Origin of the sequence: Pedobacter sp. Leaf216, from assembly GCF_001421515.1 — a bacterium.
In the GTDB taxonomy this organism is placed as follows: Bacteria; Bacteroidota; Bacteroidia; order Sphingobacteriales; family Sphingobacteriaceae; genus Pedobacter.
Map to the genome: position 1 here is coordinate 130,961 of NZ_LMKM01000002.1, position 12,304 is coordinate 143,264.

Sequence of the window (12,304 nt, forward strand, 5' to 3'; positions counted from 1 at the left end):
TATTAAGGGTTGCAAAGTGCAGAAGCCGATGTTTTTAAACCCGATTGCAGTGAACATACCAATCCTTCATTGGTATAAAGCATAAAGCGGGGCTAAAGCTGCCATGTACACAGAACTGTTCATTTCCTGATCAAAATAAATATATTGTTCATTGTTGGGAGCGCAAAACCTGTGAAAACACGAAATTTCTTCCCGTTTTACGCTTTTACGCTTCACTTCCTCGTTCCTCGTTGCTGCAGGGTAAACGCTTCAACCGGGGCTAAGTGGCCACTTTGTATTTCATATTAAGGGTTGCAAAGTGCAGAAGCCGACGTTTTTAAACCCGATTTTTTCAAGTACACATAACTGTTAATTTCCTGATCACAATAAATATACTGTTCATTTTTGGGAGCGCAAAGCCTATGAAAAACACATAATTTCTTCCCGTTTTACGCTTTTACGCTTCGTTTCTCGTACCTCGTTGCTGCAGGGTAAACGCTTCAACCGGGGCTAAGTGGCCACTTTGTATTTCATTTGAAAGGTTGCAAAGTGCAGAAGCCGACGTTTTTAAACCCGATTGCAGCGAACATACCGATTCTTCATCGGTATAAAGCATAAAGCGGGACTAAAGCTGCCATGTACACAGAACTGTTCATTTCCTGATCATAATAAATATATTTTTAATATCAAACATAGAAACTGCGTATCATAATAAAAACCATGGATTTTGATTAAACAGAAACACTTTAACCACAAAATAAATTGATTATTTATTTAATCAGGTTATAAAGTTCATCTAATTTAGGTGAAAGTACAATCTCTATGCGTCTGTTTTTGCTTCGTCCATCTGCATTTGCGTTGGTTCCCAGGGGTTGAAATTCCCCTTTACCGGTAGCCGTCATTCTTACGCTTTCTACTTTTTCGTTTTCTGTTAAATAACGTACCACAGATGTAGCCCTAAGTACACTTAAATCCCAGTTATCTTTAATCTGACCTAAATTGTTTATTTTCTGGTTATCGGTATGGCCCTCAACCGCAATATTAATCTCTGGTTGTTGTTTAAGTACATTGGCCAACTGTGTTAAAGCTTGTTTACCTTTCTCATCAATAATGATACTTCCGGAAGGGAACAAAAGTTTATCGGTAAGCGAAACATAAACTTTGCCATTTTTAATTTCTACAGTGAGGCCGCTTTTAGTAAAGCCAAGCAGTGCCTGTTGAAGCTTTTCTTTTAGTGCATTGGTGGCTTCATCACGTTTACGCAAAACTTCTTCTACTTCTTTTAAACGCTTTTCGCGGGCAGCCAAATCTCCGGATAGTTTAGTAATTTCTGAAGAAGAGTTATTTTTAAGTTTTTTATAATTTGCATCTATTTCATTGTAATTGCTTTGCAAATCGCGAAGTTCTTCGGCCATTAAAGTAGTATCCTTCTTTAGCTTATTTACTTCTTTTTCCAAGTTCTCAATTTTAATTAAACCTTCGTTAAAAGCTGTGTAAAGTGAATCTTTGCTACCCAATAAAGCCTTATACTTTTTAGGCGATAATACAACACATGAGGTTAAGGATGAAATGAACAAAAGAAGAGCAAAAGCAAGAAAGGTATTTTTCATATTTTATTTTCAAGAGTTAATAGCAAATACAGTTTTTATAGACTAATGGCGCAGTTTAGCTATTTATACAGTTTAAACCGTTAAGCATCTATAGCATTGCGTAAAAATGCAACTAATGGTTGTACTGTTTTAAAAGAACTTATTAACTTATTAACGAGGTTTGCCTGCAAAAATTCTTTATCATCAATTTTTGTAGTGGCTTCAAAACTTTTCAATTTTAAGAATTCGATATTTGGATCTGCCGGATCGTACCCTTTAGGGGCATTTTTAAGTGCATTATCCAATCCAAGTTTAAAGTCTTTCTTAAATTCCTTGTTGTTGATAATTTCTTTAAAGTCGCTGATATTGTAATCAATTTCCTGTCTGATTAACTTTAAATGTGCGGCTTCGGGCATCCAATAACCACCGGCGATAAAACTTTTTCCGGGTTGGATGTGCAAATAATAACCTGGCTCGTTACCACCCTTGCTTTTAGCAGAAAACCAAATGCCGAAATTATTTTTATACGGATCTTTATTTTTGCTGAAACGCACATCGCGGTAAATGCGCAATAAACTTTTTTTGGGGTCTGTTTCGGCCGAAATCAATGGATCTACCTTAGCCAGTTCAGGAATAAGTGCTGTAACGAGTGTCAATACATTGGCTTTTGCACTTTCATAAACATCTTTATTGGCGGCAAACCATTCGCGGTTATTGTTTTCCGCAACATCTGTTATAAAATTGAGTGTTTCTTTTTTAAGCATATCTTGAGGTTCATTCGTTCACTGATCATTAGTTCATTGGGTAATTGCAAACTGCCAATTGTAAACTGTAAATTGGCTCTTCGTCATTAGTTAATTAACCATTTGTTTATTAAACTCTTGGTTTAACAGTGAATATTGGTTAATGGTTTAGCTTATCGCCCATCGCTAACCGCTAACCAACCCCTATTTGTCGTAATATGGCTTATACTTAATGTTTGGCGATAAAACATGAAGCAGTATAATTCTGGAATAGCGGTAATTAAACGGATACAGGATAAAACAACCTGCGAAAATAACAATCAGGTAATGCCAGAAAGTGGCATCGGTAAGCGGACCGAAAGCCAGATAGGTTAAAAAGCTTGCAAAAAGCATCTCGATCACATTCATGGCGTAACTCACATACATGGCTGCATAAAAATACCCAGGCTCAATTTCGATGCGTTGCGCACAATGACCACAAATTTCTTTGGTATGCTGAATATTCCATCCGTACATGCTGCCTGTACAAATAGCTCCCCTACGGCAATGCGGACATTTACAATTTATAATTGCATTAAGCTTTGAGGTTGGCATTAATAATGTCCTTTAACTGAAATAATGTATACAATATCGATATAAACTTCATAAACCAGTCGATGCTCATTATTTATTCGTCTAGACCAAAAACCTGAAAGATTATGTTTTAATGCTTCCGGTTTTCCTGTACCCTCGAATGGATGTTCAGAAAGTTCATTCAGTAAATTCAATATTTTGCGCAAAACGGCCTTATTACCTATTTTTTTATGGTAGCTGATATCACTATTAGCCTGATCTGAAAAATCTAAGTGGTAGCTCACTATAACCCTAGGAAGTTTTTCAAATCCTCCTTTGCAACTCTCGTTACTTTACCCGCTTCAATTTCTTTTTTACTTGTCTGTATTTTAGCAACGAAATCCGAATTATACTCGCTTGTTTCAAAATTTATTTCTAAAGCCTTAGCCATTGCTTTTAATGCGGTTAGCTGTACTTTATTTTTAGGGTGCATAATTAGTGTTTCCATAATCAAGTATATTGCAACAAATCGCTAATTTAAATTAAAAGGTTCTTTTTTCATGTTAAGGTGAATATTCTTTTTGCGGTATTTTTTGTACCAAATCACACCAACAATAACAGCCATTAAATATGGAATAGATAATAGATATAATACCCCGGTATTTAAGCCTGCAGTTTGTGTATTTCCATTTTTAACACCTTGTTCAGCATTTATGGTACACATTGAGCATTGGGAATTAACATTAGGGCTCATCGCAAATGTAAATACCAATACAAACAGGATAAAAATTGCTTTTTTCTTCATGACTTACAAATATAAGCATAAACGCTTGGCGGGGTTTAAAAATTATGTCATAAAAAAACCTCACTTTTTAGGGTGAGGTTAGAGAGAGAGAATAATTATACCAATTGAGCAATTAATGCAGCATTATTACTGGAATTTAAAGTTAAAGTAACTGAAAAACCCGAGCCAGCAGTACCATAAATATTACCATCAAAATGTGTAACCTGATTATTAATTAATGATCTCGATAAATTTCCGCTTACCGAATTAATGGTATACATTCTATAAGCACCCCCACTACCAGGAATGGCTTTACTTACACTGCCACTTAAAAATTGATCAGTTGCATTATCAAAATACAATTCACCATAATATCCATCAGTATTTACCACAATAATAATCGGATCGTCTTTAGTGCATTGAACCACTTTTTCAGAAGCCGGTTGAAATGAGGATAATCCAATTACAAAAAATACACTCAAAGCAAAAAATAGCAATAATTTTTTCATAGTTATATTTTTTAGAGGGTTTGCATATTTAGTTTTCAGCTATAAAAGTTAATCTTATTGGCGACAGTTAACTTAAGTTGCCAACAAGATTATTATAATGATTAATTACTACATAAGTTTATCGTAGAATAAATGTCATCTGTATTGCAGGATTCTGCACACTAGACATTCTTCCGTAAGTGAGTCCATTTATTGAATAATAATCAAATTTTACATCATTTGCCTTTAAGAACGCATCCATTGGCAACATTAACTTAGCAACATAACCATCAGCGGCAGCTGTGTATTGGGTAAATTTATAAGAACCGTCCGGATTAACCGTGTAATTATAAACTATCGTAGTTGTCCAGCCACTACTTCCTCCATTTTGACTACTGAAACCAGCAAAAATGAATCTGTTGTTCGGTCTGCTCCAAGTTAAGTCCATTCTTCCATAGTTAAAACCGAAACCAAGCAATGCACTATTATTAAGGTTATTGTGATAGTAATTAATAATATCAGCTCCAGCAGTACTTGTACCAGGATTTACTTGTTTAAACTCAGATCGAAGCCCAACATATTTAGATCCCCATAACAGATTGATATCTAATATTGGCACACCATTATCATTAATGATATACTCTTTTCCAGTAGAATCATATAAGGCTAAGATATTTGCATCTTTCCATGCCATTCTTACGAATGTAATACCTTGAAAAACCAATCCTCCATTTAACAGAGATAGCCCATCCAAAGTGTGTGCTATTTTAGTTGCTGCTGTACCTATTGTTTTCCCATCAGCCAAAACGCTTGTCAAATCCATTCTTTTACCACTTGCCAAATTATTGCTGAAGTTTGGACTAACTGCAACTTTAAGTGTGGTTGAACCCGAAACAACCTGTATGTACGGGAATTTATTTGTGTTGAAAAAAGCTGTAATTTTATCAATAGAAGTATTATATCCCCCAGATGTATAGCTTGCTTGTTGTGCAGCGGTTGCTTTTACCAACTTAAATGGCTGTCTATATTTTTTTCCTACAAAAATAATACTGTCACCATTAACCCGATCAAAAGTAAACTCAATATCACTACTATAACCTACTTTGGATGCACCACCTAAAATAGCAGCATTAGGATCATCAAGTATCGAGATATAGTTATAAGTATCAAATACCAGTTCGGTTCCAATATCTTGTTTGATCCTATAGTTTGATTTACCCACTGTCCCAGCCGATGCGCTTGTCATATCGGCATACATGGTTACATTTTGTTGGTTATCGAAAGTGAAATAAAAGCCATAGCCGCCCCCCGCTTGAGTGGGCAATGTTGCAATCCAGCCATTGGGAGCACTGGTTAACGTGGTAGACACCAGATTAATCTGGTCTGCAGCTCGCTCTTGTGGCGTTTTATCGAAAACAGCTACATAAGATGTTTTTTTGCAGCTCATCATTACAGAGAGCAATACAATTAAGTATAAAAATCTTTTCATCGTTTTAAAATTAATAAGCCAATGGTCCATAAAAATAATTGGTTGGTGAGTTTAAAACAGTAAAACCGCCCAATTTCATATAATCGTCTGCCGTAACATTCACTGGTAACCAATCTGCTACAAAGGTGTTATTTGTGATATAGTCCAAAAAGGGCTGCATAGACGCCTTAGTAAAAGCTGCATTACCAACCCAAGGAGAAGTTGTTCCCCCTACTGTACCTGTAGTAAACTTTACTTGCCCGGAAGCAACCGTGGTTGCCATATTAAAAGCATAAAATGATTGATACGTTGTTGTACCGGCTGTAAAATTAGCTTCAATGTACATTGCGGTTGGAGAGGTAAAATTAATTCTTATAAAGTTCAACGCATAACCCTGTGCAGTTATCGCATTTTTAACTGAAGTATAAAGAGCAGAAAAGGTATCTGAGCCACCATATTTTATATAATAATCTGCACCGGTACTAATGGTTAAAGTTTTAAATGTAGGTAGTGCTGCTGGTGCAGGGTTTGGAGCTGGGGTAACCAACGGAGTACGTGCTTTACTTAACCAATATGCAAATTTGGTTTCATTCCGGCCAATACCAATCATATATTGTTGTACTTCCTTTTGCAGGGCTTTGAAACTAATGCCAAGGTTTGTAAAATAATTGATTACATTATTTTCCTTTTGAACGAATCTTGCTTTTCCAGCCGTATTGGCAAAGTTAGCCCAGTCATCATACCAAACCTGTCCGTTAATTAATAGCCAACTGATGGTTTCTGCATAATCTTCGGTATATACACCACTGGCATAACTGGTTACAAAACCATTTCTACGCGCAGTATCCTGTGGCGTATCGGTATATGGCTGTTTATAAAATCCTTTTGATATCGGTTCAAAATCAACCGGTATTGGAATAATCTGGTTTAAAATGTGCCCGAATTCATGGTGCATAATACGGTGTCTATCCCAGGCATAAAACTGACCACCTGGCAGCGGTTGATATTCATTTACACCGTATAACGTAATTCTACGACCAGCTGCTGCAGTTCCTGCCACACCCGGGTCGCTTGAATTTTCATAAGCATACGAACCAAATAATACCCACTCTTTTGGCATATAAGTTTTAGTAAATGTTGGCCCTGCGATTTTAAGATATGGATTGATAAACCCATCTAATACAATTTGCATTGTTGGCTGTATATTTTCTAATTTACTCGGCACCACATTGGCAGTATTACCGTGGTAATACCTGTTGTACCTGTAAATTACATCAATATTATAAGGATCCAAAAAGCTACTCTTCAACCATTGATCTAGCGGAGTATTTGTACGGGGATCATCCGCGTTAAAGGTGCTGTAATCTACATTAAGCGTTTCTGTTTTACGACAAGCAAATTGCAATGCAATAAGCAGAAGAAACGATATTACTTTTAGTATATTTTTCATCTTGATTATCTTGGATTTAGTTCTACACCTGATGTTTTAACCTCTAATGGTAATTGGAAGATGCGGTGGGGATCTCCTGGTTTTAGCTCAGAAAAAGTTTCTTTAGTGGTGATATCTATCGTATTGTGCACAACAGTGAGATCACGGCGAATAATATCAAACCATCTAATACCTTCTTGCAAAAATTCAGCTTTTTTTGCATCTAAAATAGTTCTGATCAAACCTTGTTTAGGATCTGTAATGGTTGGATAATAAGTAGAAATTTTAGCTGTGGTAACAGCATCACTACTTGGGTTATAACCAACAATTCTTTGACTATAAAAATCATTAACATCTTTTAATGCCAGGTTATTTTGCCCTAGCTCTACATATGCTTCTGCTCTATTCATTAAAGCCTCATCTACTGTAAAACCAGCAAAAGCCAAATAAGGAAGTCCAAAACCAGGTCCAGTAGTGAAGAAGTTTTCTTTAAATTTATAAGTTGTATAATTTGGAACACTATATTGTAATACAACATTCGCTAAGGCTTTGCCCGTTATATTTCCAATCGCTGAAAACATTGCACGCTGTTTGTTACCAAAACCATGTCGTGGACTTGAATAGCGAGCATAGAAAGAATCGACATTAAATAACAATAGATTGTATTTTTGCCCACTTCCCATGTAATTTATTTGATATTCGGCATTGCCATAAGTCCTTAATGTAGTTGATACAGGCCTCATATTATTAATAAAGTCATTACCAGGCACAGTAAGTGTAGCATGATCGACCACTTTCTGCCACGCGCCCACAAATAAATAAAAACGGGCAGCGAAAGCATGTGCAGCTACTGGAGTAAAATGATATTTTGGAATTTTATAGGCTGATGCTTGCAATAAAGGAAGGCCTTCTTCTAAATCTTGTTGAATCCGGGCATAAGTACTGGCAACAGTACCTCTACTATATGGCTGAATCACCTTAGTTTCTGGCTTATCTACATAAGGTATACCAGGTGCATCATTTGCTCCTCCAATTTTATATGGTGTTGCAAACAAAGTAGCCAACATAAAGTGTGCATAGGCCCTGCATACCAATGCCTCTCCTTTATAGGGCGCTGCACCTGCACCAAGTTTATTAGTCTCGATAGACTCTAAAGCTTGATTTGCTGATGCAATGGCTTCATAACACGCATTCCAATATGAAGTTGCAGTGTTTCTTCCATCACCTATTACATCTTGCCAGGCATAAGGTAGATCGATCACATCATACAATGTTCCGATACCTTCTCCTTTATCCTCCGAATTATCAGATGAGGCTTCTGTAAAAGCTAAATAATCGGTACCTGGATAAGCTGTTGAAACCAATTGGGATAATTTGTCTACCGTGTTAATTTCTGCTCTGTTATCAGGTGTTTGTTCTAAATATTTCTTGCATGATGGCGTTATGAATAGCAATGCGACTGCAAGTATGCTGAATGATATTTTCTTTAATTTCATGATTTTTTCAATTAAAAGCCAACTTTTAAGGATAAGGTATACTGTCTTGATACTGGTAAGGCAACTCCACCTGTATTGTAAAATTCAGGATCCTGTCCATTCAGTTTTTTATCAGAATACAATAACAATAAATTATTTCCGACAAAAGATACTGAGGCATTAGACATACCTAGCATAGAATAAAAGCTTTTTGGCAAATTATAACTTAGCGAAACTTGTCTTAGTTTAATATAATCGCCAAACGCTACACGTTCGGTTGAGAAATTATATAAATTATAAGTATTCACGATATTAACAGCAGATCCGTTAGCATCAACGATTTTCGATGCAGATAGTGGATCCAATATGGCCGGAACATTGGTAAACTTCTCATCTCCAGGCAATACCCATCTATTTAATAAATCTCTACTCATTGACGAAATATCATTAAAATTTGGTTTCATGTTTGGATTCAACCTAATTTTGTTTCCTGCAGAGAAACCCAGTAAAGCTGATAATGTGAAACTTTTGTAGCTGAACTGGTTATAAAAACCTCCAGCAAACGTAGGGTCAATCGGCCCCTCATATTTCAATTGTGTTAGATCATTATCTTGTATGTAAATATAAGTAGTTGGCCTACCATCAGTACCGATATATGTTGGGTAACCGTAATCATGATTTAAACCAGCAAATTGTACTGAAAACAAACTACGCTGAGGGTAGTTAAGTACTGCAGTACCATTATTTGATGTTGATTTAAAAATATTAGGGTCAATCTCTAAATCTGTTACCTTATTTACATTGTAGCTAAAGTTAAAATTGGTTGTCCATTTAAAGTTTGGATGATCTATAGCTCTACCGGTAATGGCAACTTCAATCCCTTTACCAGACATGGCTCCATAATTGGCAATTTTAGTATACTGACCACCAATACCAGAAGTTTGTATTGCACCGATTAAGTCATAGATGCTTCTTTTGTATACATCAACGGTAAAATTAATTCTGTTTTTCAATAAAGCTAAATCTAAACCGAGGTTTAAATCTTTAGCTTTTTCCCAGGTAAGTTCTGAGTTTTCTAAATTGGAAATATAAATCTGAGCTTCCTGATCTGCTAAAGCAGGTCTTCTTGAAATCTGATTATAAAATACAGCAGCAGAGTTTGTTGCATTACCAATGCTAGCTACTAAACCATAAGATCCGCGTAATTTGGCACCAGTTAAGATATCACTTTTTGGCCAAAAACTTTCATCGCTTATGTTCCAGCTAGCAGCAATATTCCATGTTGGTAACCATCTAGCAGTTGCAGTTCTACCCAATTTATTTGAACCATCATACCGACCAGAAAATTTTACGGTATACTTCTCATCATAAGTATAAGAAGCATTGGCAAAAAAAGCACTATATCTTTCATATTCATTGCCCATACTAAAATAAGGCTTACCTTCTTCTGCAGCTTCTTTAAAGTATTTATAATAAGGTGTTACCAAGCCTCCATTATCAAACTGATAACCTACTCCGTCAAAAGCTTCCCTCTGGCGATCGATATAACGAACTTCCATTGCACCAAAAGCCATTATATTGTGTTTGGTATTAAAAGTTTTATTGAAATTTAAATTTTGTCTGAAATAATAACTTTTTAAGTTATCAGTAGATGTTTTGTAAAAACCACCGCTCGGCAATACGCTAATTGGTAAACTTCCTGGAAGATCTGGGTCTGTATATAAATTACCATTGCTTTGCGAAGATGTTGCATCATCAACAGTTCTATATGAAGTGGCCATGTTGGAACTCTCTAAAATAGATATTTGTGATTCGGATTTCACAAATCGATAAGCCCCGTCAACAGAATAGGTTAAACTTGGAATAATTTTATAAGTTAAGTTTCCCTGAACTTTAAAATCTAATACCCCCAATTTTAAATAGTTGCTATTTAACTCATTCAAAATACTAAAAGGAGCACTGTTCTGACGGAAATATTCATAATTACCATTTTCATCAAAGGCGGTAAGCATACGACTTGTATTTACTGCATAAGCATATGGATTGATATCGAAATTACGAAAGTAGTTACCATACACAGGATCTTCTTGCAGTGCAGTAGCTCCTGGTGCCTGTTGATTACGTACCGAACCTGTACTTAAAAGTTCTGCACTTAATTTATCAGACATATTAAAGTTTGCACGGTAATTACCTGTAAACCTGCTTACACTGTTTCCAATGGTTACGCCATTATCTTTGGTAAACGAGGTTGATGCATAACTTTTAAATTTTTCTGTACCCGAGTTGATACTTAACGAATGTTCTTGTTGCAAAGAGTTTTTAAACAATACATCAAACCAATCGGTATTGGCATTGGCATATCTATTCAAAAATGCGTTTTTATCAGCGCTCGTATTTTTTAAGGCATATGTATTTGTAGCTGCATCATAATTATAAAGCATATTATACATTTTATAAAAAGGACCTCCGCTAACCCCTCTCGATTCAGAAGGAATTTGAACATAACCCTTATTTTGCATTTCAATTAAAACTGCCATTTGATCTGCAGAGTTTAAAATATCGAAATCCGAATAACTCGGTTTGGCATAGGTAGTAAAATTACCCCTGTAGCTAATTTTTGGTGCGCCTTCTGTTAACTTACCTTTTTTGGTGGTTACCACAATTACACCGTTCATTGCCCTTGCACCATACATACCTGTTGCGGCAGCATCTTTTAAGATGTTAAAGCTCTCAATATCATCCGGGTTTAAACCAGCTACAGATGAGCCAATTAAAGTATTGGCATCACCACTAGTTAATGCTTCATTTGATATATTGATCACATCTTCTAAAATAATACCATCAACTACCCAAAGCGGCTTATTATCTCCTGAAAACGAGGTGGCTCCACGTACCCGAATTTTAGGTGCAGCACCAAAAGTACCCGAAACGTTTTGCACGGTTACACCCGCAACCTGCCCTTCCAGCATCCTACTAATATCCGTTACACCTGCTCTCTCCGCATCTGATGCTTTTACCAATGTAGACGCTCCGGTAAAAGTCTTTTTCTCCAAAGTTTGGTATCCGGTCGAAACTACATTTACTTCATTAAGCTGTGCTGCATCTTCTTCTAATGTAACATTGATTACCGTTTTAGAACCTACAGGTAACTCGATGCTTTTATAGCCGATATAACTGAAAACAAGCGTAGCTCCTTCTTTAACTGAAATGCTATAATCTCCATTGGAACTGGTTGAAACTGCGTTAGCAGCACCTTTTTCACGAATGCTAACACCAGGTAGTGCTGAACCATTTTTGTCTTTTACTTTACCAGTTATCTTAACTGCAACAAAATAGCCAAGTACTTTATCAAAAATCGATTTTTCTGCAGGCTTGATTAAAATGGTTTTGTCTTCAATAGAATAAGTCAAATCTTTACCGGCAATAATTTTAGCCATTACTTCTTCAATGGTCGAATTGCTAAAATTGGCATTGAAGGTTGTTGAAGTGCTAATCTTATTTGTAGACAACAATACATCGTAACCAGATTGCAATCTGATTTCTTTAAACATTTTTTCAAAGGTTACATTTCTTTGCTTTAATGTAACCAACTGGCCAAATGAAGCTGCACTTACCTGCATTAGGGAGGCAAGCAGTATGACCGTAACTAACTTCATAATCAATAGCAATTTAGGGATGTAGCGGCGATGCGTACATAAAATTCCAATATAAATTTTGTACATTTAATAGTCTGTTTTTTTTTGCGAAGCGCAATGAAGTTTGGACGCCAAAAAGCGTTTCGCGGGTTATCCAAGAAA

Annotated in this window: 11 protein-coding genes; all 11 read right to left on the bottom strand. The window is 36.1% G+C overall.

The features are described from left to right. Window positions 1–749 precede the first annotated feature (749 nt). The 11 genes from ASE74_RS01605 to ASE74_RS01655 all read right to left on the bottom strand — a co-directional run bounded on the left by ASE74_RS01605 (window position 750) and on the right by ASE74_RS01655 (window position 12,229). Complete coding sequence (locus tag ASE74_RS01605; RefSeq protein WP_055903256.1) at window positions 750–1,589, bottom strand: OmpA family protein; 840 nt, start codon at window positions 1,587–1,589, stop codon at window positions 750–752. 80 nt (window positions 1,590–1,669) lie between these two features. Continuing rightward, window positions 1,670–2,332, bottom strand: coding sequence for a DUF2461 domain-containing protein (locus ASE74_RS01610; protein WP_055903257.1), 663 nt, complete (start codon window positions 2,330–2,332; stop codon window positions 1,670–1,672). A 183-nt stretch (window positions 2,333–2,515) separates the two neighbouring features. After that, a complete protein-coding gene (locus tag ASE74_RS01615) occupies window positions 2,516–2,905 on the bottom strand; it encodes a hypothetical protein (RefSeq protein ID WP_055903258.1) in 390 nt (129 codons plus the stop codon). Further along, window positions 2,905–3,168 (bottom strand): Txe/YoeB family addiction module toxin, encoded by a 264-nt coding sequence (locus ASE74_RS01620; RefSeq protein ID WP_055903259.1) that lies wholly within the window; start codon window positions 3,166–3,168, stop codon window positions 2,905–2,907. Before ASE74_RS01620 ends, ASE74_RS01615 begins: the two co-directional genes overlap by 1 nt. After that, complete coding sequence (locus ASE74_RS01625; protein WP_055903260.1) at window positions 3,168–3,371, bottom strand: DUF2683 family protein; 204 nt, start codon at window positions 3,369–3,371, stop codon at window positions 3,168–3,170. Before ASE74_RS01625 ends, ASE74_RS01620 begins: the two co-directional genes overlap by 1 nt. Window positions 3,372–3,395: 24 nt before the next feature. Continuing rightward, the gene (locus ASE74_RS01630; RefSeq protein WP_055903261.1) at window positions 3,396–3,668 is read right to left on the bottom strand and encodes a hypothetical protein; all 273 of its coding nucleotides are present in this window, start codon (window positions 3,666–3,668) and stop codon (window positions 3,396–3,398) included. Between the two features lie 95 nt (window positions 3,669–3,763). After that, complete coding sequence (locus tag ASE74_RS01635) at window positions 3,764–4,156, bottom strand: hypothetical protein (protein ID WP_055903262.1); 393 nt, start codon at window positions 4,154–4,156, stop codon at window positions 3,764–3,766. 118 nt (window positions 4,157–4,274) lie between these two features. Further along, window positions 4,275–5,624 carry a DUF4302 domain-containing protein gene (locus ASE74_RS01640; RefSeq protein ID WP_162235772.1) on the bottom strand — a complete coding sequence of 450 codons (1,350 nt, stop codon included), beginning with the start codon at window positions 5,622–5,624 and terminating at the stop codon, window positions 4,275–4,277. Window positions 5,625–5,634: 10 nt separating this feature from the next. Next, a complete protein-coding gene (locus ASE74_RS01645; protein WP_055903264.1) occupies window positions 5,635–7,053 on the bottom strand; it encodes a substrate import-associated zinc metallohydrolase lipoprotein in 1,419 nt (472 codons plus the stop codon). 5 nt (window positions 7,054–7,058) lie between these two features. Next, window positions 7,059–8,528, bottom strand: a complete 1,470-nt coding sequence (locus tag ASE74_RS01650) for a RagB/SusD family nutrient uptake outer membrane protein (protein WP_055903265.1) — start codon at window positions 8,526–8,528, stop codon at window positions 7,059–7,061. Window positions 8,529–8,539: 11 nt separating this feature from the next. Next, window positions 8,540–12,229, bottom strand: a complete 3,690-nt coding sequence (locus tag ASE74_RS01655; protein ID WP_082458605.1) for a SusC/RagA family TonB-linked outer membrane protein — start codon at window positions 12,227–12,229, stop codon at window positions 8,540–8,542. Between the last annotated feature and the right edge of the window lie 75 nt (window positions 12,230–12,304).

Excerpts from the sequence above, each read along its gene's own strand:
- ASE74_RS01605 (WP_055903256.1), bottom strand. The coding sequence starts at position 1,589 with ATGAAAAATACCTTTCTTGCTTTTGCTCTTCTTTTGTTCATTTCATCC.
- ASE74_RS01610 (WP_055903257.1), bottom strand. The coding sequence starts at position 2,332 with ATGCTTAAAAAAGAAACACTCAATTTTATAACAGATGTTGCGGAAAAC.
- ASE74_RS01615 (WP_055903258.1), bottom strand. The coding sequence starts at position 2,905 with ATGCCAACCTCAAAGCTTAATGCAATTATAAATTGTAAATGTCCGCAT.
- ASE74_RS01625 (WP_055903260.1), bottom strand. The coding sequence starts at position 3,371 with ATGGAAACACTAATTATGCACCCTAAAAATAAAGTACAGCTAACCGCA.
- ASE74_RS01630 (WP_055903261.1), bottom strand. The coding sequence starts at position 3,668 with ATGAAGAAAAAAGCAATTTTTATCCTGTTTGTATTGGTATTTACATTT.
- ASE74_RS01635 (WP_055903262.1), bottom strand. The coding sequence starts at position 4,156 with ATGAAAAAATTATTGCTATTTTTTGCTTTGAGTGTATTTTTTGTAATT.
- ASE74_RS01640 (WP_162235772.1), bottom strand. The coding sequence starts at position 5,624 with ATGAAAAGATTTTTATACTTAATTGTATTGCTCTCTGTAATGATGAGC.
- ASE74_RS01645 (WP_055903264.1), bottom strand. The coding sequence starts at position 7,053 with ATGAAAAATATACTAAAAGTAATATCGTTTCTTCTGCTTATTGCATTG.
- ASE74_RS01650 (WP_055903265.1), bottom strand. The coding sequence starts at position 8,528 with ATGAAATTAAAGAAAATATCATTCAGCATACTTGCAGTCGCATTGCTA.
- ASE74_RS01655 (WP_082458605.1), bottom strand. The coding sequence starts at position 12,229 with ATGTACAAAATTTATATTGGAATTTTATGTACGCATCGCCGCTACATC.